Source organism: Bacteroides caecicola, assembly GCF_023337095.1.
GTDB lineage: Bacteria > Bacteroidota > Bacteroidia > Bacteroidales > Bacteroidaceae > Phocaeicola > Phocaeicola gallinarum.
Genome location: NZ_JAMBLM010000001.1, coordinates 1 through 26,072 on the forward strand (window position 1 = coordinate 1; position 26,072 = coordinate 26,072).

Annotated in this window: 19 protein-coding genes, 1 other RNA gene and 1 pseudogene; 13 read left to right on the top strand and 8 right to left on the bottom strand. The window is 44.2% G+C overall.

What is annotated here, in order from left to right:
• Nucleotides 1-146: 146 nt before the first annotated feature.
• The 8 genes and pseudogenes from M3085_RS00005 (at nt 147) to M3085_RS00040 (ending at nt 8,841) form a co-directional block, all read left to right on the top strand.
• Entirely contained in the window at nt 147-1,235 is a 1,089-nt protein-coding gene (locus M3085_RS00005) for an acyltransferase (protein WP_178257090.1), read from the top strand.
• 196 nt (nt 1,236-1,431) lie between these two features.
• Nucleotides 1,432-1,764: a helix-turn-helix domain-containing protein gene (locus tag M3085_RS00010; RefSeq protein WP_191710540.1), complete on the top strand. Its 333-nt coding sequence runs from the start codon at nt 1,432-1,434 to the stop codon at nt 1,762-1,764.
• Nucleotides 1,765-2,170: 406 nt separating this feature from the next.
• The gene (locus tag M3085_RS00015) at nt 2,171-3,985 is read left to right on the top strand and encodes a hypothetical protein (RefSeq protein ID WP_249051992.1); all 1,815 of its coding nucleotides are present in this window, start codon (nt 2,171-2,173) and stop codon (nt 3,983-3,985) included.
• Between the two features lie 164 nt (nt 3,986-4,149).
• Nucleotides 4,150-4,524, top strand: coding sequence for a DUF3244 domain-containing protein (locus M3085_RS00020; protein ID WP_249051993.1), 375 nt, complete (start codon nt 4,150-4,152; stop codon nt 4,522-4,524).
• 48 nt (nt 4,525-4,572) lie between these two features.
• A complete protein-coding gene (locus M3085_RS00025) occupies nt 4,573-5,847 on the top strand; it encodes a hypothetical protein (RefSeq protein WP_249051994.1) in 1,275 nt (424 codons plus the stop codon).
• A gap of 10 nt (nt 5,848-5,857) precedes the next feature.
• On the top strand, nt 5,858-7,546 hold the full coding sequence (locus M3085_RS00030; RefSeq protein ID WP_249051995.1) for an MAC/perforin domain-containing protein: 1,689 nt from the start codon (nt 5,858-5,860) through the stop codon (nt 7,544-7,546).
• Nucleotides 7,547-7,564: 18 nt separating this feature from the next.
• Nucleotides 7,565-7,984, top strand: coding sequence for a hypothetical protein (locus M3085_RS00035; protein ID WP_249051996.1), 420 nt, complete (start codon nt 7,565-7,567; stop codon nt 7,982-7,984).
• 82 nt (nt 7,985-8,066) lie between these two features.
• Nucleotides 8,067-8,841, top strand: a pseudogene (locus M3085_RS00040) (class I SAM-dependent methyltransferase).
• A 74-nt stretch (nt 8,842-8,915) separates the two neighbouring features.
• Here M3085_RS00040 and M3085_RS00045 read toward each other — a convergent pair.
• Complete coding sequence (locus M3085_RS00045) at nt 8,916-9,917, bottom strand: malate dehydrogenase (RefSeq protein ID WP_204499555.1); 1,002 nt, start codon at nt 9,915-9,917, stop codon at nt 8,916-8,918.
• A gap of 309 nt (nt 9,918-10,226) precedes the next feature.
• Here M3085_RS00045 and M3085_RS00050 point away from each other — a divergent pair, with 309 nt between their 5' ends.
• From M3085_RS00050 to ssrA, 5 genes are all read left to right on the top strand, one after another.
• Nucleotides 10,227-11,672, top strand: coding sequence for a CCA tRNA nucleotidyltransferase (locus M3085_RS00050; RefSeq protein ID WP_178255508.1), 1,446 nt, complete (start codon nt 10,227-10,229; stop codon nt 11,670-11,672).
• 313 nt (nt 11,673-11,985) lie between these two features.
• On the top strand, nt 11,986-14,373 hold the full coding sequence (locus tag M3085_RS00055) for an anaerobic ribonucleoside triphosphate reductase (RefSeq protein WP_249051997.1): 2,388 nt from the start codon (nt 11,986-11,988) through the stop codon (nt 14,371-14,373).
• Nucleotides 14,374-14,390: 17 nt separating this feature from the next.
• Nucleotides 14,391-14,900, top strand: a complete 510-nt coding sequence (gene nrdG, locus M3085_RS00060; RefSeq protein WP_249051998.1) for an anaerobic ribonucleoside-triphosphate reductase activating protein — start codon at nt 14,391-14,393, stop codon at nt 14,898-14,900.
• A 762-nt stretch (nt 14,901-15,662) separates the two neighbouring features.
• Nucleotides 15,663-16,634: a type I phosphomannose isomerase catalytic subunit gene (locus M3085_RS00065; protein WP_178255511.1), complete on the top strand. Its 972-nt coding sequence runs from the start codon at nt 15,663-15,665 to the stop codon at nt 16,632-16,634.
• Between the two features lie 77 nt (nt 16,635-16,711).
• Nucleotides 16,712-17,108, top strand: a transfer-messenger RNA (tmRNA) gene (gene ssrA / locus M3085_RS00070).
• Nucleotides 17,109-17,172: 64 nt separating this feature from the next.
• On the opposite strand, the gene M3085_RS00075 is transcribed toward ssrA, so the two are convergent.
• The 7 genes from M3085_RS00075 to M3085_RS00105 all read right to left on the bottom strand — a co-directional run bounded on the left by M3085_RS00075 (nt 17,173) and on the right by M3085_RS00105 (nt 26,069).
• Entirely contained in the window at nt 17,173-18,396 is a 1,224-nt protein-coding gene (locus M3085_RS00075; protein WP_249051999.1) for a 3-deoxy-D-manno-octulosonic acid transferase, read from the bottom strand.
• A gap of 18 nt (nt 18,397-18,414) precedes the next feature.
• The gene (gene gltX, locus M3085_RS00080; RefSeq protein ID WP_249052000.1) at nt 18,415-19,932 is read right to left on the bottom strand and encodes a glutamate--tRNA ligase; all 1,518 of its coding nucleotides are present in this window, start codon (nt 19,930-19,932) and stop codon (nt 18,415-18,417) included.
• A 462-nt stretch (nt 19,933-20,394) separates the two neighbouring features.
• The gene (locus tag M3085_RS00085) at nt 20,395-21,816 is read right to left on the bottom strand and encodes an NADH-quinone oxidoreductase subunit N (protein ID WP_178255514.1); all 1,422 of its coding nucleotides are present in this window, start codon (nt 21,814-21,816) and stop codon (nt 20,395-20,397) included.
• A 14-nt stretch (nt 21,817-21,830) separates the two neighbouring features.
• The gene (locus M3085_RS00090; RefSeq protein WP_178255515.1) at nt 21,831-23,312 is read right to left on the bottom strand and encodes a NuoM family protein; all 1,482 of its coding nucleotides are present in this window, start codon (nt 23,310-23,312) and stop codon (nt 21,831-21,833) included.
• Nucleotides 23,313-23,316: 4 nt separating this feature from the next.
• A complete protein-coding gene (nuoL, locus tag M3085_RS00095; protein ID WP_191710551.1) occupies nt 23,317-25,206 on the bottom strand; it encodes an NADH-quinone oxidoreductase subunit L in 1,890 nt (629 codons plus the stop codon).
• Nucleotides 25,207-25,225: 19 nt separating this feature from the next.
• Entirely contained in the window at nt 25,226-25,537 is a 312-nt protein-coding gene (nuoK, locus tag M3085_RS00100) for an NADH-quinone oxidoreductase subunit NuoK (protein WP_178255517.1), read from the bottom strand.
• 10 nt (nt 25,538-25,547) lie between these two features.
• Nucleotides 25,548-26,069, bottom strand: a complete 522-nt coding sequence (locus M3085_RS00105; RefSeq protein ID WP_178255518.1) for an NADH-quinone oxidoreductase subunit J — start codon at nt 26,067-26,069, stop codon at nt 25,548-25,550.
• Nucleotides 26,070-26,072 lie beyond the last annotated feature (3 nt).

The window sequence follows — 26,072 nt, forward strand, 5'->3', positions numbered from 1 at the left end:
GAGTTTCTGCAAAAAGTTTTTCTTGACTTGATGTATGCGTCCTGAGTGTGCAGGGCGGATGTTTTCGGGCGTATGCGATACGCCCCTACATCGGTAAACGGATATTCATCAAACAACATTTTATAACCGAAAAGCAGAAAAGAAGAATGAAGCGTATTGTTTTCTTAGATTACTTGCGAGTGTTTGCTTGTTTCCTTGTAATGGTAGTTCATGCCAGTGAGAATTTTTACGGAGCCGCCGGCTCGACGGATATGGCGGGGCCTCAGTCTTATCTTGCCAACGAAGCCGACCGCCTGTGGGTTTCTGTTTACGACGGACTGTCGCGCATGTCTGTGCCGCTGTTCATCATCGTTTCCGCCTATCTGCTTGTGCCGATGAAAGAAGATGTTACCCCGTGGCAGTATTACCGCCGGCGTTTTAAGCGCATCCTGCCGCCTTTTATCGTGTTTATGATACTGTACAGTACGCTGCCTTTGCTGTGGGGGCAGATAAGTGCGGAAACCTCTGCCAGAGATTTGTCGCGTATTCTGCTGAACTTCCCCACACTTGCCGGACACCTGTGGTTCATGTATCCCCTTATCAGCATTTACCTGTTTACGCCGGTCATCTCGCCGTGGCTGCGTAAGGCTACGCCGAAAGAAGAACTGTTCTTTATCGCGCTGTTTGCCCTGTCTACCTGTATGCCTTACCTCCACCGCTGGTTTGGGGAACTGTGGGGAGAATGTTTCTGGAACGAATACCATGCGCTGTGGTATTTCTCAGGTTATTTGGGCTACGTGGTGCTGGCGCATTACATACGGGTACACCTGAAGTGGGACCGCTCTAAACGCTTGGCGGTAGGAACGGCGCTTACCGTTGTGGGAGCGTTGTGGACCATCGGCTCGTTCTACGTGCAAGCCGTGCCCGGTGTCGTACATTCTACGCCGGTTATCGAGATAGGCTGGGCGATGTGTACCATCAACTGCGTGATTGTAACCGCCGGAACCTTCCTGCTGTTTACGTGCATCCGCTCAGAGGAAGCTCCCAAAATGGTTACGGAAATGTCGAAGCTGAGTTACGGTGTGTACCTGATGCACATCTTCTGGTTAGGGCTGTGGGTAACCGTGTTTAAGGTCGATTTGGCTCTGCCCACCGTAAGCGCGATACCGTGTATAGCGTTTGCCACGTTCGTATCTTGTTTCATTACTGCCAAAATCATTTCGTACGTACCGGGTAGTAAGTGGATTATCGGGTAACAAATCAGAATTGCCGCCAAAAGTTTGCTTGTAAGGAAACAAAGCGGTAACTTTGTACTCGCAATCAAGGAGCGATGGAAAAATACATAAAGTTGATAATGAGCGATGAGGCTAAGGCTTTTAAAACGCCTAAAAAAGAGATAGAAAGGGCAGAGGCGATAAGAAAGGAATATTTCAATAATAAAAACTGAAGGTTATGGCAAAGATGACATTTACTCCTGCCGATGATTGGGTAGATGAGGTTTGGGGGAAAGTAGGTACTCCTGAAAGGGATGAAATGGAAGCCCGGATAAAAGAGGAAGCTCAGGCTTATTATATTGGAAAGGCTATCAAAGACGAACGGCTTAAGCAGCACCTTACCCAAGAAGAGTTAGGAGCTAAGATCGGTGTGAAAAAATCTCAGATTTCCAAACTTGAAAGTGGTAAATGTGTTATTACCCTCCCCACCATGAGCAAGGTTTTCAAGGCTCTGGGATTCGGTTCTGCTTCTCTTGATTTGGGCGTTGGCGGTAAAGTGGCTTTGTGGTAAAAGGGCTTTGAATTTTCAAAAAGGGGCTGTCTCAAAGACAGCCTCTTTTTTGTCTTCCGAAAAATTGTTTAACTTCGCGTTTAGAGCCTGTTTGAGCATTGGTCCGGCTCCGTTTCGGGGCATGAAAACGCTTCCCATAGCGTTGGTCTGTTCTACCCATAGAACCGGATAACTTATCCGCATGGGTTAGGCAACGCTTCCCATAGCGTTTTTTGAAGGAAAATGGAGGTCGGTTTCGCCCCTGCCAAGCCGGAAAATCGGAACAGCTCTGAAACCACAAGGTGATGTCCGCATCCCGCCAAATGGCTTGTAGGGGCGTATCGCATACGCCCGAATCCATCCGCGTTTACATGGGCAGGTGGCGGATATCCATAACCAAAATATGAACAAGACAAAGTAGGAAGCCATGAAACGATTGATATGGGGGATTATTAGCGTGCTGGTATGCTCTTGGGCAGGTTGCGGCACGAAGCAAGAGGGCGAAGTGACCTTGCGGGAACTGACGCGGGCAGAAAATGTGATGTTCGATTATCCGGACAGCGCGTTACACATCCTGCAAGCCATGCCTGTACCCGCAGGCGAGGAGCAACATGCCCTTTGGTGCCTGCTCACCACGCAGGCTGCCTACAAGCAGTTCCTCCCCATCCCTTCCGACTCGCTTATTCGTATCGCCTACGATTATTACCGGAATACGGACGATGCACGCCGCAAGGCGATGGCGGCACTTTATATGGGCGGGGTGAATTATGATTTGGGGCGTGCCGAGAAAGCGATACGTTACTATGCGGAAGCCGATAAATACGCCGCATTGACAGATGATTATACGCTTCGGTATCTGATTATGTCATCGCTCAATAATGTTTATTTGTATCGTGATTTGGCGGACTATGCGCTGGAAAGCGGCAGGAAGGCTTATGAATATTCTCGTAAATCTCCTTATAGGCGGTATGAAGTCGATGCTTTAATGAGTTTGGGAAGAAGTTATTGTGTAAAAAATAGTTTAGATACGGCTATTGTTTATTATCGTGAAGCGATGAAGGTGGCATTAGTTTCAGATTCTGCAAATGTGAAAACCATTAATAGGGAATTAGCCGATATTTATATTAATAGAGGTGATTATCGGCAAGCCTTATCTTTGCTCCAAAATATTATTACCAAAGATAAAAGCCCTCAGTTTTTCTATTGTTTGGGAGAAACCTATTTGAATCTTGCGGAATACGATTCCGCTCATTATTACCTGACGCAAGCCTTACATGGGGCTAATCTATATACCCGTACCGCCACGTATGAATGTTTGTTCCGTTTGAGCCATCAGCCGGCATACCGGAAATACATGGGCGCTTATGGCGACTCGCTGTTTGTTTATCAAGATTCTGTGCTTGAGTTGGATAAAGGCAAAGAGATTATTGCCTATAAAGAGAAATACAAGCATCAGAAGTTGGTTAATGAAAACCAGCGGTTGGAATTGGAAAAGGCAAAAGTCGTTTATTGGTTGATGCTGTTTGTTATCCTTGTCCTGTTTTTAGTGGCTTTGTTTATTTATATTCATTTGCGCCGCCAAAAGGCTTTGCGCCGGAAAGAAGAAGAACTGAATAAGCTGGTTCTGTCGCTCCATGAAAACGAAGCCTTGATTAAGCGCAATACCAATTACATTGCTGCGTTAGAGGCCGAAATCGCTCAAAGCAGCGATACGGCGGAACAGTTGGAAGAGCAACAGAAATTGGTATCTACCCTTCAGGATGAAAACCGCCGGTTGCAGACGGAAAACGGTAAACTGAAAAACCGGATAGAGCATCAGGACGTATCGTCGTACGACTCTACGGAGATAAAGCGGATTACGGAGGAACTTTATGCGGTGAAACAGCAAAAAGAACATCTGTCCGCTTGGCTTGTGGAGGAACATCCCTATTTGTCTGCTTTACACAGCCGCCCCGTTTACTTGAAAGATGAAGATTTGAAGCAACTCCGGCAGCTTACCGATGTGATTTATGCCGAGTTTTGCCGGCGGCTGCACACGGATGTACCGGCATTGAGCGACAATGAAATCACGCTTTGCTGCCTGATAAAACTGCGTTTCACGGTTTCAGAAATAGCAGTCTTATTAGGTATATCCGCATCGTCTGTCTCTACGGGAAAGTTCCGTATCAAAAACAAAATCTATACGACATTGGGTATTCCTCCAAAGAAGATGAGCCTTGATTTATGGATTTGGGGGTATTGAAAGATGATGTATAGATTGCTTTAAATAACTGTTTGTGTAACTCGTTTGTTATTAGTTTGTTATCTTATTTCTGTCTATTCCATTTGTCTATATGAAGTCTATATGAGTTTCTTGTAATTTTAGGGTTTCGTACTTAATTTTGTTTCAATCAAAACCAAATTGTTATGAGACCAAAGTTAAGTATTTTATTCTTTTTCATTTTTCTTTTCAGCATGGAGAGTGTGACAGGGAAAATGGGAGCTTCTTGTGTAACTTGGAGAGGGAGTTGGGATCCTGCAAGCCGTAGTTTAAATGATATTCCTATAAGCGGTCAAGTAGCGGATAATCTTTTAATTTTATCCAATGACTGTCCGGATAGGGATATCATTATCACTTTTATGGATACTTCGGGAACGGTTGTATTCGAGAAGTATGTCCCTCAGTCCCAATCAGCCTGTGTAATGCTTCCCTTAGAGGAATTGCCCGATGGCAATATCTATATGATAGTAGTGACCAGTTCGAATCCTTCGGATAAGATTTATGCGACTTTTGAGAAATGATAGAAATAAAAGATTTGTAGACTATTATTTAATTTAAAGTTTAATATTATGAATAATTATTTGAAAAATAGTTTAGTACTATTAGGTTTTGCAAGTTTTATTGTTTCATGTGAACAAGAATTAGATTTTCTTTCGGATGAATCTAATTTAGATGATCAGATCGCTTCACGAACGATTGTTCAATCAGACTCTGTAGTTTTGTTTAGAAATAATGATTTATTTCCGGAAAAGAATAAACGTACTAATTTATATGCTGCTTATGATGAATATTATTCATCCAATATGTATGCTATTAGGGAGTTGAATTTTGCTTTAAAAGTTCGTGGTGGTGTACCTAGTACAGCTCCTTATCTTTATGAAACAGGTGTAGGAAAAGAATTAATTCTGAATAAAAATAAGTCTTTCTTTTATATGAAGATATTACCTTCGGTTACAGGCATCCCATATTTACTTTATTCAAAAAGATATAATAAGCCCTTAGTTTGTGCTCATTATACGAGTAATCCAAATAATAATTTGGTTTTTGTATGGAACACAGATGATATTTCTTCGGGAAGTTGGGATTTAATACCAGCTAGTACACAGGGATATTTTGCTATAGAAAATCAAACATATTATGGGATGACGAATCCCGATGATCCGTGGAGCCTTTTTAATTATGTAATTGAAGCTAAGGATGATGGGACAGTTGGATATGCTCAATATACAAAGAAGCCAGAGCAAGAATTTTTGATAGAATTATCTGATGCTTTCACAATAAAAAAAATAACATTTGATGAAGAATCTGCTATTGTTACAGAAACTACTCCTGTCGAAGCAAAAGGTTCGGCTCAAAGTTCTAATGTGCTTGGTCCTAATAAAATAACTATTTATCCATCTGCGACTGTATATGATACTTCATCTTATCGGGAAAATGGTGCTTTGAAAATTTCTAACTATGCAAATGGTGATTATAGATTTCTTCGCCCAGCAGTTTTGTCAGGTGAGTTTATTTCTCCGGATAATTTTAGTGTAGGTGAGGATATAGATTCTACATTGTTTATGCCGGGTGCTGTTTATTCACCTTCAGTGACACGAATAGAGAGAAAGGTAGTGAGACCTGTTCCTATAACCGTCAATGAACCTAGTTTAGTGCGAGTTACTTCATATTATAAGACATATAATGTTACTGCTAATTATACTGTTTTATTAACTTTAAAAAAAGAAAACGAAAGTACGGAAAGAGAAGTTAGGTTGAAAGGAACTTGGAACGGTGTATATCATACTAATCTTTTGGCAAAAGATAATGTGATCGAAATAAAACCATTAGAATTAAAAAAATAATTATTAAACTATGAAAACTCAGATAGTTGTCTTTTTATCATTTGCTTTTTTTTGTTTTTCTTGTACCGATAATTTGGATTTACAAAATTTACCAACTGATATACAGGTTACTGGGATATCGAAAAATGAGGTGATCTTGCAAGAACGTAATCCGAAACTTCCTATTCCTCAAGCAAAAAAAATATCTTTTGACAATGCATTGTCAAGAAATGTTAATGATATTGCTATTTCTGATAATTATTTAGGATATGGTTATAAATTAACAAATGGTAATTATATTCCTAGTGATTTTGATAACTTTACTTATTCAATTTTAGATATTGATGCTATAAAAGAATATGATGCTTCTTATGTTGATGCAAAATATCCTAATTGGAATGATCAATCATCTTATGCCTATTATGATTTCAATGAATATGTTCATCTTTCATCTATAAGTAAAACAGTTAAATCTGGCTTTTCTTTGAATTTAGGTTTCTTTTCTATAGGAAAGAAAAAAACAACAACGGAGACATTTAGAACATTTATGGATGAAGAAAAAGAGCAAACCTTTGGAGAAATGAATATATTATTTGCGCATGGTAAATTTATGTTATTAAGTTCTGATGCTGCTTCAAAGGTCTATGCTCGACAATTTCTGCGAAGATCGTTTGTTAATAGCTTGTATTCTTCTACCATATCTTCTATTCTTAAAGCGTATGGTGATTTTGTTGTTGTTGGATATTATACTGGAGGAAGAGCTTTTGCTCAATTTATGGGAAATTCCTCTGCTTCACAGAATGTAGAAGAGACAACAAAATCTTTAGAAAACGGAATTAAAGCCTCTTTTGTATATAAAGAAGATTCAATTTCTGGATCTGGATATTTTAGTTTTAATGGAAAGGATGGTACTTTTGATTCAACATATTATACAAAATCGGATATTTTTGTCCAAATCAAAACATTTGGAGGAATTCAAGATGGTTCAGGTATAATTAATAGTACGTCGGTTTTGAAAGATATTAATATTGATTTACAGCCATGGAGAAAATCTCTTAGTGATTCAAAAAATCATACAGTGATTGATTTGACAGAAGAAGGTTTATTTCCAATGTCAGATTTTGTTTTAGAAAAGAATTTTAAGAACCGTTTTGATGATACTTCGAAAGGAATACTTCTCCCTGTAACACAGTTCTATGAACCTAAGATTGTTATACAAAGGGTGGTTTCAAGAAGGACTTCTACTGGTGAAAAATTATATGATATAGCACCTGTTTTAGTAACAAGGCAAGGAGATTTAATAGTTTTAAGTAATGGAGAAGCAAATAGCTTATCGGATGAAGAGTTAAGAGCTAATAATAATGAAAATGTTTTTGTTGAAAAGGCTGAATTAATAAAGCATGAACTTTCGGCTAATTTTAGTTCAGATATAGAAATAGGTTATGATACAAAAAACTCTATAGATCCTCTCTTGAGGAATCCCCTATGTCTTGTCCTTTCACATTTTGATTATAATGGATTTTATAAGTATTACAATGCGAAAACAAATATGGAGTATTTATATAATCCTACATCTAAAATTTGTTTTTCTTTCTTTGCAGATGAAGGCGATGAAAGTATTTTAGATGTATATGGTCTTTATACTTGGGGAAGTGAACTTGTAGAGAAAAATATATCTATAGCAACCTTAGCTAATTTATATACTATAATTGGTTTGTAATAATTGAAACAGTATATTATGTATAAACAGAAAACACGCTTTTATTCGGTATTACTACTTATTCTTTGTAACATTATTCTTATAAGTTGTAGTAATGATGATGAGTTACAAACAGATAGTTTGACTCCGCAAGACTTGTATCAAACATCTTGGAAAGGAAGAGGACATTGTGATGCTTGGGCATTTCCTGATATGGCTGTCGGTATGCAATTTATTAGTACGGAGAAAGGTAAAGTTATTTGGGAAAATTATAATCCGATAGATGTTACTTATACGATAGAAGGGAAATATATTACCTTCAATAGCACTGCGCAATATTTGGCAGGCTCTCCGTGGCTGATTAAAAGTTATACCAAAAACCATATAACGCTTATACAGAATGAAGCAAGTCCGGATAAAGAAAAAATAGCGGTGATAGAACTTGACAAGATTGAGTAAAATGATGGATAAGATTAAGCCAATGTAAATGAAAACTGTGTATCTATGACCTATAAAATAGATTCAGGAAAAAAGTTATAGTATGCAACAAAGGCATTTAGACAGGTACGCCTATTTTAATGACCTTGCCGCGACTTCCCGCGATTTCTACATCGGTTATCTCGGGAAGTTTATCCGTTTATATCCGGGAATGAAGGTCTTGGAATTAGGCTGTGGAGAAGGAGGAAACTTGCTTCCGTTTGCTGAGGCGGGATGCGAAGTAACCGGCATTGATATTGTGAAAACCAGAATAGAGCAGGCGGTGGAGTTTTTTGCACGGAAGAAAGCAAAAGGGACTTTTATCTGTTCGGACATTGCTGATGTTTCAGAAGACATTGGAAAGTTCGAACTAGTTGTAATACATGATGTTATAGAACATATTCCGGGGGGGACTCGCCGTTATAACTAAAGCCAAAAGTCTGTTGAAAGACGGCGGCATTATCTTTTGGGGCTTTCCTGCTTGGCAAATGCCCTTCGGCGGACATCAGCAAATCTGCCGGAACCGTATCCTTTCGCATCTGCCCTATATTCACTTACTGCCCGCGCCGCTATATAAACTGTTGTTAAGGATGGGGAAAGAAGACGACTCTTGTGTACGTGAACTGTTAAGCATAAAGTCTTGCGGTGTTTCCATCGAACAGTTTGAGCGGATGATGAGGCAGACAGGCAGTGAAGTTATCTACAAGATTTATTGGTTCATCAACCCGCATTATAAGCGGAAATTTGGGTTCACCCCTAAGAAACTATACGGTTGGGTAGGGAAGCTAAAGTATCTGCGGAACTATTTCTGTACTTCTTGCTTTTATTTGAGTCGTTGAAACTATTTCGTAACAAATAAAAAAGAGGGAACCGCATGATTCCCTCTTTTTCTGTTTCTTATGGCTTATGCTTATTATTTAATGTTCGGGTTCAAAGCATTCCATTCTGATACCGGAGGAAGAACGCCCATAGCGATAACTTCGTCACGCAATTCGCAGAGGTGAGCGTAGCTCTTATCCAAAGCAGCTTGTTCTTCCGGAGTTCCGTTCAATTCTGCGCAGTGGCAACCATCGGCAGTGATTGAAGTTTCCCATGCCATCATGATGTGGTCGTACTTGTCGTTTGATACGTAAGTACCTGCCGGCCAACGGAAAGCCTTGCCGCCCATAGCAGCACCAATCATTTCGATTGATACGTAAGCCGGGCTTTGGAATGAAGAACGTCCGCGCAATGCGATGATGTTTGCACCGCCTTTAGTTACTTTCTGTTGGATTTCTGCCCATTGTTCTTTAGTCAAAGCGTCAGTACCGATGATGTCGGTCAACGGTTTGCCGTTTACTTTAGCCGTAGAAGCGAATACTGCCATCTGTTCGCCGTGGCCACCGTAAGTACGGCAGTTTTCAACAGCGTCCATAGAAACACCGAAATGTTTAGCCAATTCGCTGCGCAGACGAGTAGAGTCAAGAGCAGCCAAAGTAGTAACCTGACCCGGTTTCAAACCAGAGTACAGCAAAGTAATCAAACCGGTAATATCAGCCGGGTTGAAGATAACCACGATGTGTTTTACATCCGGGCAGTACTGTTTAACGTTCTTACCGAATTCTTCAGCGATGGCAGCGTTACCTTTCAGCAAGTCTTCACGAGTCATACCTGCTTTACGGGCAGCACCTCCTGAGTTTACGATATATTTAGCACCTGTCAGCGCTTCTTTGATATCTGAAGTGAAAGTTACGTTAACGCCTTCGAAACCGCAGTGGTATAATTCTTCAGCTACGCCTTCCAAACCCGGAGCATACGGGTCATACAAACAGATGTTCGGAGTCAAACCCATCATAATGGCTGTTTGAGCCATGTTAGAACCGATCATGCCGGCAGCACCAACAATGGTAAGCTTTTCATTTGTTACAAATTCCATAATTCTTATTATTTAAGTTTGTTATAATATGTGATTTCTCTTTCACGGCTACAAAGATAAAAGTTTCTGGGATAAAAATGAATTTTTGCCTTGCCAAAAATAAATTCGAACGGGTGGCTTTCACGTTAATTACGGAAAAATTTCACTATTTTTAATCGGTACCTTCCCCGATTTGCAAACAGCAGGTTGCATTTTGTGTGTTTAAGAGGCGGTGATTCGAAGTGGCGGAGGCTTTTTGGATGCTTTGCTTTTCCACCCGCCCGTTTTTTTGTAATTTTGTCGCCTCATATAATAAAGTTGAATATATACATGGAATTAAAGGAACACTTCAGCAGCAAGATATTCAGTTTAATCTCTCAGACGGCAGACGAACTCGGATTGGAATGTTACGCCGTAGGCGGATACGTTCGTGATATATTTCTGAATCGTCCTTCGAAAGACATTGATATCGTTGTTGTGGGGAGCGGAATCGAAATAGCGGAGGCATTCGGCAAAAAGTTAGGTAAAGGTGCGCGGGTGTCGGTTTTTAAAAATTTTGGAACGGCTCAGGTTAAGTATCATGATACGGAGGTGGAGTTCGTGGGAGCGCGCAGGGAATCGTACAGTCACGACAGCCGGAAGCCGGTGGTGGAAGACGGTACTTTGGAGGATGACCAGAACCGGCGAGACTTTACGGTAAACGCCATGGCGGTGTGTCTGAACAGTGCGCGCTTCGGAGAGCTGGTAGACCCGTTTGGCGGACTGGAGGACTTGAAAGAACGCACGTTGCGCACGCCGCTCGACCCCGATATAACCTTTAGCGACGACCCGCTGCGTATGATGCGTTGCGTACGTTTCTCGGCGCAGCTTAACTTTTACATCGACGATGAAACCTTTGCCGCGCTGGAGCGTAACCGCGAGCGCATTAAAATTATCTCGCGTGAACGTATTGCCGATGAGTTGAACAAGATTCTTTTGTCTCGTACGCCCTCAAAAGGCTTTGTGGAACTCGACCGCTGTGGATTGCTGGAATTGATATTCCCCGAACTGGTGGCGCTGCAAGGTGTGGAAGTGCGTAACGGACGCGGGCATAAGGACAATTTCTATCACACGCTGGAGGTAGTAGATAATATCTCGAAAGTAACCGATAATCTTTGGTTGCGCTGGGCGGCATTGCTTCACGATATCGGAAAGCCACGCACCAAACGCTGGGAGCAACGCGCCGGGTGGACGTTCCATAACCATAACTTCGTGGGCGAAAAGATGATTCCCGACCTGTTTCGCCGCATGAAGCTGCCGATGAATGAAAAGATGAAATACGTACAGAAGTTGGTAGGGCTTCACATGCGTCCCATTGTGATAGCAGACGATGTAGTAACCGATTCGGCGGTGCGCCGTTTGCTTTTTGAAGCCGGCGATGACATCGACGACCTCATGACCCTGTGTGAAGCAGACATTACTTCGAAGAACGAAACCCGCAAACAGCGTTTTTTGGATAACTTCCGTCTCGTACGTCAGAAACTGAAAGACTTGGAGGAAAAAGACCGTATCCGGAATTTCCAGCCGCCCGTAGACGGAGGAGAAATCATGCACGTATTTCAGCTTCAGCCTTGTCGGGAAATCGGAAAACTGAAAAGCAGTATTAAGGATGCAATTCTGGACGGGGTAATCCCTAACGAACACGATGCCGCTTTTGCCTATATGCTTGAGCAGGCTCGCGGTATGGGGTTGCAACCCGTGAATCTGCCCGAAAATTTCAGTAGTGGACAAGGATGAGTGTTGATGCCCGGCCATGTATGGTGAAAATAGTTTGGGATAATTAGGCTCGGATTTGTTATATAAAACTTTTCTGTTTTTGCAAGATTAAAATGTAATATAAATAACAAGTTGTCCGTTTATCGCTCTCAACGTACTTTAAAAGGTGTTTTTGTTATTCCGAGTTGTCTAATTTAGATAATCCGATAAAAACCCTGTTTTATTTTCCGGAAAACTTGATTTATCTTTGTCTTGCCTTCCAGACGATGAATGTCCGTCATTAGGCAGGCAGAGATAAACCAATGTTTTACCCTTTCAGAGTAAGAAACGGATTATGAACCTATCAGAGATTTGCATCATCAAGCGCGACGGAAAACAGGAACGTTTTTCGGCAAGTAAAATAACAGGAGCCATCGGTAAAGCGTTCGAAGCGACCGGGTTGGACAAACAGGATGAGTCCATCGAAGAAATCACCCGCCGGGTTATTGCTCACTTTACGGGAAATACCGTAGGAGTGGAGGAGATACAAGACCTTGTGGAAACCGAACTGATGAAGGTACAGCCCGAAGTGGCGAAGAAGTACATCATCTATCGCCAATGGCGAAATACCGAGCGCGAACGCAAAACTCACATCAAGCATGTGATGGATGGCATCGTGGCGATTGACCGTAACGACATCAACCTGAGCAATGCCAACATGTCGAGCCATACGCCTGCCGGACAGATGATGACCTTTGCATCGGAAATAACCAAAGATTATACGTATAAATACCTTCTGCCCAAACCCTATGCCGAAGCACATCAGTTGGGCGACATTCATATCCACGATTTGGATTATTACCCTACGAAAACCACTACTTGCATTCAATATGACTTGGACGATCTGTTCGAGCGCGGGTTTCATACCAAGAACGGAAGCATCCGTACCCCGCAGTCCATCCAAAGCTATGCTACGCTGGCTACCATTATTTTTCAGACCAATCAGAATGAGCAACACGGCGGGCAGGCAATCCCTGCTTTCGACTTCTTCATGGCGAAAGGTGTGCTGAAGAGTTTCCAAAAAATCGTTGCCTCCATGCTTTCGTTCTGCATTGAGATGAAAGGGCAGGCGGTAGACGAACGCACGTTGCTTGAGATGGTAAGGCTTCACGTTGCTACCATCCTGCTTGGCGACTCGGAAAAGTCGGCGTTAGTCTCCGTTCTGAACGGGCAGGGTTTCGACGTAACCACCGGCGAACTGACACATATATTATATAAGGCGTATGCCCAAACGCGCAAAGATACTCATCAGGCAATGGAAGGGTTTATCCATAACCTGAATACGATGCACTCGCGCGGTGGCAATCAGGTGGTGTTCAGCTCCATCAATTACGGTACGGATACTTCGGCGGAGGGACGCATGGTTATCCAAGAATTGCTGCGTGCCACGGTAGAAGGACTTGGCACGCGCGGCGAAGTTCCCGTGTTCCCCATCCAGATATTCAAGGTAAAAGACGGCGTATCGTATTCGGATGCCGATTATGAACGTGCGATGAAAGACTTCGATGCGGCACTCGCAGGAGAAATGACGTTCGAAGCCCCGAACTTCGACCTTTTCTTGCAAGCCTGCCAAACAACGGCTAAAGCTCTTTTCCCGAACTTCATGTTTCTCGACACTCCCTTTAACCGACATGAGAAATGGCGTGCCGACGACCCGAAACGTTACCGCTACGAGTTGGCTACGATGGGATGCCGTACGCGCGTATTCGAGAACCTGAACGGCGAGAAAACCTCTTTAGGCCGGGGAAATCTCTCGTTTACCACCATGAATCTGCCGCGCCTTGCCATCGAAGCACGTATCAAGGCAGAAAGTATGGCAGACAACCATACCCCCGACGCCGTGGAGCGTGAGGCGAAAGCAATCTTCCTTGACGCAGTGCGAGAAATGTCGGGCTTCATTGCCGAACAACTCTATACCCGCTACCGGTATCAGCGCACGGCGTTGGCACGACAGTTTCCGTTCATGATGGGTAACAACGTATGGAAAGGCGGCGGACAGCTCAACCCGAACGATGAAGTGGGCGACGTGTTGGATCAAGGTACGCTGGGCATCGGCTTTATAGGCGGGCATAACGCAATGGTGGCACTTTACGGGAAAGGACACGGACACAGCCGCAAGGCGTGGAATACGTTATACGAAGCCGTAGAGGTGATGAACGAAGTGGCGGATGCCTATAAGCAGAAGTACCGTTTGAACTATTCGGTTCTTGCTACGCCGGCAGAAGGACTGTCGGGACGCTTTACGCGGATGGACAAACGGAAGTATGGTATCATCGAAGGTGTGAACGACCGCGATTATTATGTCAACTCCTTCCACGTAGATGTGAAAGAGCCTATCAGTATTATCGAAAAGATAAAAAGCGAGGCGCCGTTTCATGCTTTGACGCGCGGCGGACATATCACCTATGTTGAACTGGATGGCGAAGCGCAGAAAAATGTGCGTTCCATCGCTAAAATCGTGAAAGTGATGCACGACGAAAACATCGGCTACGGCTCGATTAACCATCCGGTGGATACTTGTCATCATTGTGGCTATAAGGGTGTTATCTACGATAAGTGCCCGATTTGCCGTAGTGAAAACATCCTTCGTATGCGCCGCATCACCGGTTATCTGACGGGCGACCTGAATAGCTGGAACTCGGCGAAGCGTGCCGAAGAGCATGACCGCGTAAAACATGCCTGACTTTGTAGATAGCCGTTATGCTTCATTATTTATATACCTATCCTGAAACCATTGTCGACGGCGACGGCATCCGTTATTCCATTTATCTTGCCGGATGCAGTCACCGTTGCAGGGGATGCCACAATCCGGAATCGTGGAATCCGCAGGCAGGAAAACCGTTGACCACCGAAGTGTTAGATGGAATGATAGCTGAAATCAAGGCTAATCCGCTGCTCGACGGCGTAACTTTTTCGGGCGGAGACCCTTTCTTTAATCCCGAAGAATTTCTCGTTGTGCTGCGCCGGGTGAAAGAACATACGGGGATGAACATCTGGTGTTATACGGGCTACGTGTACGAAGACCTGCTGGCAGACGCCTCGCGGCGTCCGCTGTTGGATTATATCGACGTGTTGGTAGACGGGAAATTCATCTCCGAGCTGTATTCTCCTTATTTGGAATTCCGGGGAAGCAGTAATCAGCGCATTTTGAAACTTGCCGGTTTGCTCCGGAAAAACGCTACCGTTAGCGTTACTCATCCCATGCGGTAGCGTTGCCCGGTTCTTCCCATAGCGTCAGACTGTTCTATGGGTAGCGTTTTTAGAGCCATCCCAAGAGCTTGTTCAAGCCTTCTTAAAATTAGGATAATTAACATTACCGCCCGATTGCGGCAAACGAGGTTGTTTTTTCGTTAACTTCGTTTGCCGCATTTTTATGTTGTAGCGCATCTTTTTTGTTTTTGCCCCTTCAGCAGGCAGATAGAAGGCATAGATAGGCGTCTCTTCTTGATATAAATCATGAAAACGCTATATTATCTAAAAAACAAGTACCTGCTTATTGCTATATACAAATAAATCCCTACCTTTGTATCGTGGTTGTGAAACCAGAAGATATAAAAGACACAAAAAGGTATTAGACTTTGATATTAAGGTAAATTAAGGTATTAGGTTTAAGGTAAAAAAGAAGATTTGTTTAGTATTAGCTTAAGGTTAGTAAAAGGTATTAGTTAAAAGAAAAAGGTAAAAGTTTTCAGGTATTAAGTTGAAAATAGGTTTTTAAGATTGTTTTTTAAGGTAGAAAAGAAAAGGATAACAAAACCTTTAATGATCAAATCTAAGATGAAAAAAAGAACCCATTAATGGGGGTTCTTTTAAGAAGTCGGCGGGTCTCGATACGGTAGACACGTCTTTTTATTTTCCCTTATTTCCAAGAAGATGCTGTGCCGGTCGCTAAAAATTGTGACTGAAAACATCCGTTTTTACGGCGAAATGCTTACTTTTGTAACAGTTCTAACCCTAAAAACTATAAATAGTATGTATCCATTAAAATTTAATCCGATTTTAAAATCTACCATTTGGGGCGGAGATAAGATTATTCCTTTCAAACACCTTGATTGCCAGCAGGCACAAGTGGGAGAAAGCTGGGAAATATCGGATGTTCCGGGCGACGAATCAGTAGTAGCCAATGGAGCAGATGCCGGTAAAAACCTCACTCAGATGGTCGATGAATATAAGGGAGCATTGGTAGGAGAAGCAAATTACAAACGTTTCAACGGAAAATTCCCCTTGTTGATTAAGTTTATTGATGCGCAAGACGATCTTTCTATTCAGGTTCATCCTAATGATGAATTGGCTATGAAACGCCATAACTCAATGGGTAAAACCGAAATGTGGTACGTTATCGACAATGCCAACGGCAAGGCTCACTTGCGTTCGGGACTGAGCAAGCAAATCACGCCCGACGAATATGCAGCCATGATTGCCGACAATACCATCTGCGACGCATTGGCAGATTATGCTGTGAAGCCGGGTGATGTGTTCTTCCTTCCCGCCGGACGTATTCATAGCATCGGTGCCGGATGTTTCATTGCTGAAATCCAGCAAACCTCAAACATCACTTACCGTATCTACGACTTTAACCGTAAGGATAAAAACGGCAACACCCGCGAACTGCATACGGAACTGTCGAAAGATGCTATTGATTACAGCGTGGAAGCCGATTACCGTACACACTACGAGCCGAAGCAGAACGAGCCGGTAGAATTGGTAACCTGTCCGTATTTCACTACATCGGTATACGACCTGAGCGAAAACATGACGATGGATTACAGCGAGTTAGATTCGTTTGTTATCTATATCTGCATGGAAGGAGCTTGTTCGATAACCGATAACGAAGGCAATACGGTAGAGCTGCAGGCAGGAGAATCAGTACTTTTCCCGGCAACAACGAAGACACTCGAAGTCGTTCCGCAAGGAAAAGTAAAATTCTTGGAAACTTACGTATAAATGAATAATTCAGGCGCAAATTTTGGAGAATCGGAATAAAACTCTTAGCTTTGCGCCTGATATATACAAAAACATCCGGGGTTGTTTGGTTTTGACAGCGAGAGATGTGGTATGTAAGCATGCAGTGCGTCGGTGATTTGCACTATAATCTCAGTTACTCAACAATTATCTGGCAACGAAAATTACGCTCTCGCTGCTTAATCGAAGTACAGTAGATTAGCTTTATTTCCGTCACAGTGATGGAAACGAGACATCGCTCAAAAGCTCTTGTTCCGAAGCGTTTGATCCAGCGGTGCAGCAAATTCGGGAATAGTTCCGGCATAGTCCCGCAGTCGGAATGAAGTTTTAGGGACTAAGGTACAGGTTGGTGGCTCTGGTCTTGCCTGTACACGAAAACCGAAGGCAGAGATAAGCATGTAGAAAGCATATGGCTTCCTTGTTTGGACGAGGGTTCGACTCCCTCCAGCTCCACGGAAAATAAAATCCGCTTCATTCTATCAAGATGGAGCGGATTTTATTGTATAATTAACTTGTCTCATTAAAACCTCAACCGATTCATGATTCTTGTTAAAGCGCCGGCATTATCTCTTACATAATTACCGGCTCGTTTTCCGGATTTGTCGAGAAAACTGTAATTGGAAAGTAGCTTATCCATCAGTTCGTTGAAGTCTTTTTTTCCATGTATTTCAAGTCCTCCGCCGCAGGATTTTAATCCTTGAGCCTCGCTGAACTTCTGATTGTTCGGTCCGAAAATAACGGGAATGCCATAAACGGCAGCTTCGAGCGTGTTATGGATGCCTACGCCGAATCCTCCTCCGATGTAAGCTATTTCTCCGTAGCGGTAGATGGAAGACAGTAACCCGAAACAGTCGATGATGAGGCAGTCTGCCTGACGGATGTTTTCTGCCGTGGCGTGTGTGTAGCGTACGGCAGGGCGGTGCAGTTTGCTCATTATTTCTTTCAGATGACTTTCATCGATTACGTGCGGAGCGATGATAAGTTTCATTTCGGGGTGGGCATTGAAGTAGGGGATGAAAATATCCTCGTCCGGAGCCCACGAACTGCCGGCAACGAATGTTTTTTCGTTCGTTCCTTTAAATGCTTCTACCAAAGGAAGTTCTTTGGCTTGCCGACAGATGTCTATCACGCGGTCGAAGCGAGTATCGCCGGAGATGGTTACGTCGGTCACTCCGATGCTTTTCAGCAGGCGTACCGATTCTTCATTCTGAACGAACAGGTGGGTGAATGTTTTAAGCACTTTGCGATACCCCGTTCCGTACCAACGGAAAAAGATTTGTCCGGGACGGAATATGGATGATACGCTATATGTGGGGATATTTCGCTGGTGCAGTTCATTCAGGTAGTTCTGCCAAAATTCATATTTGATGAAGAACGCCATGCAGGGCTGTGCAAGCTCGATAAAGCGTTTGGCGTTATGGGGCGTATCGAGCGGCAGGTAGCACACCACATCGGCACCTTTATAATCTTTACGTACTTCGTAGCCGGAAGGCGAGAAGAATGTTTGCAGGATGCGGTATTGCGGATATTGTTTGCGGATGGCTTCGATAAGCGGACGTCCTTGTTCAAACTCTCCGAGCGAGGCAGCATGAAACCAGATGTATTTTTCTCCCGTCTTGATTTGGCTTTTCAGGATAGAGAACGTTTCTTTTTCTCCTTTCACCATCCGGGATACTTTTTTATTGAAAAGTGCTGCCACGCGGACAGCACTTATATATAAGGTAATGATGAGATTATAAATCATAGTAGTTTCCGCTGAAGTTTATTTAAGCACTTCTATCGCACGGCGCATACGTCTTACGGTTTCTTCTTTGCCCAATACGGCAGAGATGTCGAACATGTGCGGCCCTTTTCCTTCGCCTACCAACGTCAGACGGAAAGCGTTCATGATATTTCCCAAATGATAGCCTTTGTCTTCAATCCATTTCATAACCACTTCTTCTTGGTGTGCCAGTGAGAAGTCGTCAAGCGATTCCAGTAAGTCGGCAAGTTCGGTCATACGTTCTGCCGAATCCTCTTTCCAGCGTTTTTTTACTGTTTTCTCGTCGTATTCGGTTGGAGCCACGAAGAAGAATTTGCAGGTATCCCACAGCTCTTTGATGAAACTTACACGGCCTTTCATCAGTCCTACCACCGTTACCACGGTTTCCATCGGAGCTTCGATGCCGTGTTCGCGCAAAATCGGCATAAAGAGTGTAGCGATTTCTTCATCGCTCTTCATCAGAATGTATTCGTGGTTGAACCATTTCCCTTTTTCGTAGTCGAACTTAGCTCCCGCCTTGCTGCAACGATGCAGGTCGAACAGCTTGATTAGTTCGTCCATCGACATGATTTCTTGGTCGTTTCCCGGATTCCAACCCAACAGCGCGAGGAAGTTAATCACTGCTTCGGGCAAGTAGCCGGATTCGCGGTATCCTGAAGACACTTCACCTGTTTTGGGGTCGTGCCATTCCAGCGGGAATACGGGGAATCCCAGACGGTCTCCGTCGCGTTTGCTCAATTTCCCGTTTCCGTCGGGCTTCAGCAACAAAGGCAAGTGGGCAAATTGCGGCATTGTGTCTTCCCAGCCGAATGCACGGTATAACAATACGTGCAGCGGGGCAGACGGCAACCATTCTTCGCCACGGATTACGTGAGATACTTCCATCAAATGGTCGTCTACGATGTTTGCCAAGTGGTAAGTAGGCAGTTCGTCTGCCGATTTATATAATACCTTATCGTCGAGGATGGAAGAGTTTATAACCACTTCGCCGCGAATTAAGTCGTGTACGTGTACGTCTTCGTTCGACTCTATCTTGAACCGCACTACGTATTGTTTGCCTTCGGCTATCAGTTGGTCGACTTCTTCTTTGCTCATCGTCAGTGAGTTGCGCATCGAAGTACGTGTCGAAGCATCGTATTGGAAGTTAGGGATTTCCTTGCGTTTTGCGTCCAGTTCTTCGGGCGTGTCGAAAGCGATGTAGGCTTTGCCGTTATCCAGTAATACCTGTACATATTTCTTATAGATGTCCCGGCGTTCCGATTGGCGGTACGGACCGTAATTACCTCCGAAACTTACCCCTTCATCGAACTTGATACCCAGCCATTTGAACGATTCGATGATATACTCTTCTGCTCCCGGTACGAAGCGGTTTGAGTCGGTATCCTCGATGCGGAATATCAGGTCGCCTCCATGTTGGCGTGCAAACAGGTAATTATACAGGGCAGTGCGTACACCGCCGATATGCAATGCTCCGGTCGGGCTCGGAGCAAAACGAACTCTAACTTTTCTTTCAGACATAGTGGAGATTTTATCTAATTTCTTAAAATTCAAAATTGGTTGTTCCTTTAATTGCCACAAAGATAGATATTTCTTTTTTAATTCTTTACATATTTTAGGACAGGCTTTGTTTTCGGGTAGCAATTTGTCGGAATTTAAGATTTTATAGGCTGATTCGATGACTTTCCCGGATACATTTCAGTGAGCTTGTTTAGGCTTTTATCCGGTTTTGTCAAGACCTGAAAACGCTTCCCATAGTGTAAGGTCGTTCTATGGGAAGAACAGGCAAACTCTACCGCATGGGATGAGTAACGCTAACGGTAGCGTTTTCGGAGGTGTTTCCGGGGAATTTTTTTGTGCTTTCTTTGGAGGGAGACGGGACGGTTTGAATGACTTCACTGCGCAAAAAAATACCCGCACCTTATCGGGGTGATAAAGTGCGGGTATTTTTTAGTGTACCCAAACTAAACAACGGGCAGCTGCTTAGAATGTAGCCACGTCGCTAAGCAACTGGTAAATGCTGCTGAACAAACCTAACACGATGATACCTGCCACGCACAGCAAGAGGCTGGTGCGCATCAGGGCAGAACTGCGGAAAGTGGGTACCGGATTGTCGTTCGGCGTGATATACATTGCTTTTACTATCAGCAGGTAGTAGAACAATGAGATGATGGTGTTAATCAACGCCAAGAACACAACTAACCAGTGACCGTCGTGGAAAGCGGCAGCAAACACGAAGAATTTAGAGAAGAATCCGGCAAACGGCGGGATACCTCCCAAAGAGAACAGTGCAAGTGTCATTACCAGCGTCAGGTGTGGATTCGTGCGATACAAACCTGCGTATGCCGAACGTTCTACACATCCGTTGGTACGCTGCTCTACGGCACTGATAACACCGAAGATGGCGAGGTTTGCCACAATGTAAACCACGATGTAATATACCAGTGAAGACATTCCCTGACCGTCTCCTGCCAGTGCGGCAAGCATGATGTAACCTGCCTGCGAGATACTACTGTACGCCATGAAGCGCTTCAGGTCGGTTTGCAGGATGGCAAAGATGTTTGCTATGGTAATAGTCACTACGATAACGATGCTGAGCAGCAGGCTCCACTGTTCGCACATTCCGCCGAATACTTTAACCAAGATGCTCATCAGCGCAAAAGCGGCTGCACCTTTCGAGATAACCGACAGATAACCGGTAACGGCAGTCGGCGCACCTTGATAAACGTCGGGCGTCCACATGTGGAACGGAACGAGGCTGAGCTTGAATCCCAGTCCGGAGAAGAAGAATACCATCGCCAAGATTTGGAGCGGTGTACCTGTCAGAGCCGAAGTAAGGTCGGCGAAATATACCGTTCCGCATGTTCCGTAAACCATTGAGATACCATAAAGCATCAGGGCAGACGAGAACATGGCGTTCAAGATGAACTTGGCTCCGGCTTCGGCGCTGTGGTGACGGTATTTGTCGAGTGCAACAAGACATGCCATCGGGATACTTGCCAATTCCAGACCTATGTAGAAAAGGATAAAGCTTCCAGAGCTTACCATGAAGTACATACCTAAAAGCGTGCTCAGTGTGAGCAGGTAAAATTCGCCCGATTTGCGGCGTGAGTCTTCACGTTCCAGCCATTCGCCTGACTGCAGGAAAACGAGCAACGTTCCGGCCGTCAGGATTGTTTTAACTACAGATGCCATTTCAGTGCTGTGATACATGCCTCCGAAAGCTTCTCCGGCGGTGGGCACGATATTCAACGCCAACTGTACTACCAGCAGGATGCAAGACACGGACTGCATCATCCGCGGATTCGATTCTTTCAGAAACAAATCCGTGAGAAGTACGATTATCAATATTGCCACGAGGCTGACTTCAGCCTGCATGGAAAGTAATGCTGTTGTTATATCCATAAGTTATGCTTTATCTAAAAACTTAATTGCGAAATAATCGGTTCTACGCTGCTGCTGATAACATTGCTTACCCAGTACGGCGCAAGTCCTAATCCGGCTACGGCTACGATTAAGCAGATAACGGCGAAACGTTCGTCCCACGTAGCGTCGGTCAGCTTCAAGTGTTCCGGATTCTTGCAAGTTCCGTAAAGAATCTTGCCCACAACACGAAGAATATAAACGGCTGTAATCACAATACTTGTAGTAGCGATGATGGTACAGATGCGGTGGAACGAATCTGTGTGTTGGAATGAACCTACGAATACCGTCATTTCTGCGATAAATCCGCTCAAGCCCGGAAGTCCGAGGTTGGCAAGACCGGCAATCACGTAACCTACTGCCAAGAAAGGCATAATCTTCATCAAACCGGAAAGTTGGCGGATGTCACGTGTATGTGTACGTCCGTAAATCATACCGATTAAAGCAAAGAAGAGGGCTGTCATCAATCCGTGGCTCAGCATCTGGAGGATAGCTCCGGTTGCGCTCACACGGGTCATCATCAATAAAGCAAACAATACAAGTCCGCAGTGGCTAACAGAAGAGTATGCGTTGATGTACTTCAAGTCGGTTTGTACAACGGCGCTGAAAGCTCCGTAAACTACCGAAATCGTAGTCAGAATCAGGAAGAGGTCTCCCCAAATTGCAGCTCCGGTAGGCATCAGATACATCGCTACGCGGAAACATCCGTAACCTCCCAGCTTCATCAATACGCCGGCGTGGAGCATACTTACCGCCGTGGGGGCAGAAGCGTGACCGTCGGGGCTCCATGTATGGAATGGGAACAAAGCTCCCAGTACGCCGAATCCGAGGAATACAGCCGGGAAGAAAATACGTTGGATTTCTGTCGGGATGTATTTGTTTGCTATTTCGAGAACGTTCATCGTTTCAGCTCCGGCTCCGTAATAGATACCCAAGATACCAATAAGCAAGAAAGCCGAACCACCCATCAACATCAGTGTAAGTTTCATTGCGGCATATTCCTTGCGTCCGCTACCCCAAACGCCGATAAGCAGATACATCGGGATAAGGGCAACCTCGTAGAACATGAACATGGTGAACAGGTCGGTCGAAATAAAGAAACCGAACACACCGGTACTCAATAATGTAAACCACAAGAAGTATTCTTTAGTAAGCGGCTGGAGCTTCCAAGATGCAAATGTTCCGGTAAATACGATAATGGCACTCAACAGAAGCATTACAACTGAAATACCGTCGACGCCGACCGAATAGCAGATATGGAGCGGAGCATACCACGAGATGCTGTCGGTGAAAAGCATTTCGTCGGTAGCGCCCGCGTTACGCAGACCAATATATGATACCGTGAGGTAGGCAGAAAGAATCAAAAGCAAGGTTGAGCCTGCCACCATCACTCCCCGTACCTGATTCAGGTTCCGGGCAATCCACAGCCCGAGGAGCATCAGCAACGGGATTAATACGAAAAGACTCAGTATATTCATTTTTTTAGAAAATTAATAAGATAATAGTGAGTACGACGATTCCTCCTAAGAACCATTGTGTATAACTCTGAATGCGGCCGTTCTGGATGGGCTGTGCACTTTCGCCTGCCGCATTTGTACTCCATGCCATGAAGTTCATGAACTGGTCTACCACGTGGCGGTCGAACCATGCCAGCGGTGTAGAGATGCAGCGGAAGATGATTCTCTTTGTTACGAACATCCAGATTTCATCCATATAGAAGCGGCGGTATGCGGCACGATGCAGGGTGCTGAAACGTTTTGCAAGCATTTCGGCAACAGGCTGCTTTTCGCGGGCGTACATCCATGTTGCAAGTGCAATGGCGATTACGGCAACCACGATGCTTGTACCCGCTACGCTCCAGTCGAGGTGAATGTCGTAAGCATGACCGTTAGAAGAAACGTAATGTCCGAACGGAATAAATCCGGCAACAAGCGTAATCAGAGCCAAGAACATCAGCGGGAAAGTCATAGACAGCGGACTTTCGTGCGGGGTATGATGTTCGTGCAATTCTTTGTTTTCTTTTCCCCAGAATATACCGTAGTACAAACGGAACATATAGAAAGCCGTCATTCCGGCAATGATGGTCATCACCCATCCGATAACCGGGCTGAACTGGAAACATGCAGTCAGAATTTCGTCTTTAGAGAAGAAACCTGAGAACGGAGGAATACCTGCGATAGCCAAACATGCGATAAGGAAAGTAATATGAGTAATAGGCATGTATTTCCGAAGTCCGCCCATTGTTTCCATCTCGTTGCTGTGGACTGCGTGGATAATACAACCGGCTCCCAAGAACAAGAGGGCTTTGAACATGGCGTGAGTAAAGAGGTGGAACATACCTGCCATATATCCCAAACCGCCTTCATGCGGGTCGGCAGCAGTACAAACGCCTAAGGCTACCATCATGAAACCTATCTGAGAGATGGTAGAGAATGCCAACACACGTTTGATATCGCTTTGCGCACATGCAACGGCTGCGGCGTAGAATGCTGTGAAAGCTCCCACGTATGCAACCATGTGTAAAGCGTTCGGAGCAAATCCGATGAACAGCGGGAACATGCGCGCTACCAAGTATACACCGGCAACCACCATCGTGGCAGCATGAATCAATGCAGAAACCGGTGTAGGGCCTTCCATTGCATCCGGTAACCAGATGTGTAACGGGAACATGGCACTTTTACCTGCTCCACCTACGAACATCAATCCCAATGCCCACGGCAGAACCATGCCGGCGTGCATTAATTGTTCTTCGGTAGGAGTGAATGTAAACGTGTTCATGTAGTATCCGTAGATTAATATACCGATCAAGAAGCCCAAATCGGCAAAGCGGGTAACGATAAATGCTTTCTTGCTGGCTGCAATCGCTTCGGGTTTGGTATAGTAGAAGCCGATAAGCAGGTAAGAAGAAACACCCACCAATTCCCAGAATACATACATTTGGAAAATGTTCGTAGCTACAACAAGTCCCAACATTGAGAATGTAAAAAGAGAAAGGAAAGCATAGTAACGTTGGAAACCTACTTCTCCCTTCATGTAGCCGAATGAATAAATGTGTACCATCAAGCTGACGGTAGATATTACCACTAACATCATAACCGAAATCGGGTCAAGCAAAATGCCCATGTCGATATGAAGTGATGAAGTGAACGGAAGCCATTCAAAGTTCCACGGTTCAAGCGTGGGGTAGACGCCTTCGGATGTGCGCTCAGCAGTAAAGTAGCTGAAAGCCGTCATATAACTTAGTACAGCCACGATACCCAATGATAGCGTACCGAGCATACCAGCTACGCGGTGCGACATCTTCATGCCGGCCAAAGCCAGTACTAAGAAACTTAGTGCGGGCAATGCTAGTATCAGAATTGTATAGTCCATAATTTTTTCACTTTAATAGTTATCCTTTCAGATCAGTTATATCGTCAGTAAGCACTTGCTTAACGTTACGATATACGTTAATAATAATGGCGATGGCAACGGCTGTTTCGGCAGCGGCGATAGCGATACCGAACAGGCTGAAGAAATGTCCTTCTAATTGGTCAGGGAAAAGATAACGGTTGAAAACGGCAAAGTTTATGTTTGTCGCGTTCAGCATCAGTTCCACCGAAATCAGAAGGGCGAGTAAGTTTCTGCGTGTGAAGAATCCGTAGATTCCGCAGAACATCATCACCGTACTGATAATCAGGTAGTGTATTACATGTATTTCCATAATTCTCTTTTTAATTGTTTTTTTCTTTTCGGGCTATAAGAAGAGCACCTACCATACATGCCAGCAACAATACACTGACTACCTCGAAAGGCAGGATGAACTCATATTTATCTGTACCGATTAGCGCATGGCCGACTGTTTCCATCGGAAGTTCTACACCTTGCGGAATTGTATTTAAAACAAATCCGTTTGATAGAGTCAAGAATAAAACCAAAACAGCACCCACAATTACGGTTGCTAAGACACTAATCAGTTTAGCACGGTTTTGTCGATATTTCATATCCTTATCAGAACGTGTTAAAAGGATAGAGAACACGTACAGAACTACGATACCTCCGGCATAAACCATCAACTGGACTGCACCGAGGAAAGTATAGCCTAAAATTCCGTAGATGGCTCCTGTTCCGAACAACACGAACAACAGGTAAGTTGCTGCACGCAGTATTCGTCCCGTAGTTACCGCAAGTATCGAACACAAGGCGATACATGCACCTACGACATAGAATGCGATTTCTTGAAGTGATATACTCATAAT

Excerpts from the sequence above, each read along its gene's own strand:
- M3085_RS00005 (WP_178257090.1), top strand. The coding sequence starts at position 147 with ATGAAGCGTATTGTTTTCTTAGATTACTTGCGAGTGTTTGCTTGTTTC.
- M3085_RS00010 (WP_191710540.1), top strand. The coding sequence starts at position 1,432 with ATGGCAAAGATGACATTTACTCCTGCCGATGATTGGGTAGATGAGGTT.
- M3085_RS00015 (WP_249051992.1), top strand. The coding sequence starts at position 2,171 with ATGAAACGATTGATATGGGGGATTATTAGCGTGCTGGTATGCTCTTGG.
- M3085_RS00020 (WP_249051993.1), top strand. The coding sequence starts at position 4,150 with ATGAGACCAAAGTTAAGTATTTTATTCTTTTTCATTTTTCTTTTCAGC.
- M3085_RS00025 (WP_249051994.1), top strand. The coding sequence starts at position 4,573 with ATGAATAATTATTTGAAAAATAGTTTAGTACTATTAGGTTTTGCAAGT.
- M3085_RS00030 (WP_249051995.1), top strand. The coding sequence starts at position 5,858 with ATGAAAACTCAGATAGTTGTCTTTTTATCATTTGCTTTTTTTTGTTTT.
- M3085_RS00035 (WP_249051996.1), top strand. The coding sequence starts at position 7,565 with ATGTATAAACAGAAAACACGCTTTTATTCGGTATTACTACTTATTCTT.
- M3085_RS00045 (WP_204499555.1), bottom strand. The coding sequence starts at position 9,917 with ATGGAATTTGTAACAAATGAAAAGCTTACCATTGTTGGTGCTGCCGGC.
- M3085_RS00050 (WP_178255508.1), top strand. The coding sequence starts at position 10,227 with ATGGAATTAAAGGAACACTTCAGCAGCAAGATATTCAGTTTAATCTCT.
- M3085_RS00055 (WP_249051997.1), top strand. The coding sequence starts at position 11,986 with ATGAACCTATCAGAGATTTGCATCATCAAGCGCGACGGAAAACAGGAA.
- nrdG (WP_249051998.1), top strand. The coding sequence starts at position 14,391 with ATGCTTCATTATTTATATACCTATCCTGAAACCATTGTCGACGGCGAC.
- M3085_RS00065 (WP_178255511.1), top strand. The coding sequence starts at position 15,663 with ATGTATCCATTAAAATTTAATCCGATTTTAAAATCTACCATTTGGGGC.
- M3085_RS00075 (WP_249051999.1), bottom strand. The coding sequence starts at position 18,396 with ATGATTTATAATCTCATCATTACCTTATATATAAGTGCTGTCCGCGTG.
- gltX (WP_249052000.1), bottom strand. The coding sequence starts at position 19,932 with ATGTCTGAAAGAAAAGTTAGAGTTCGTTTTGCTCCGAGCCCGACCGGA.
- M3085_RS00085 (WP_178255514.1), bottom strand. The coding sequence starts at position 21,816 with ATGGATATAACAACAGCATTACTTTCCATGCAGGCTGAAGTCAGCCTC.
- M3085_RS00090 (WP_178255515.1), bottom strand. The coding sequence starts at position 23,312 with ATGAATATACTGAGTCTTTTCGTATTAATCCCGTTGCTGATGCTCCTC.
- nuoL (WP_191710551.1), bottom strand. The coding sequence starts at position 25,206 with ATGGACTATACAATTCTGATACTAGCATTGCCCGCACTAAGTTTCTTA.
- nuoK (WP_178255517.1), bottom strand. The coding sequence starts at position 25,537 with ATGGAAATACATGTAATACACTACCTGATTATCAGTACGGTGATGATG.
- M3085_RS00105 (WP_178255518.1), bottom strand. The coding sequence starts at position 26,069 with ATGAGTATATCACTTCAAGAAATCGCATTCTATGTCGTAGGTGCATGT.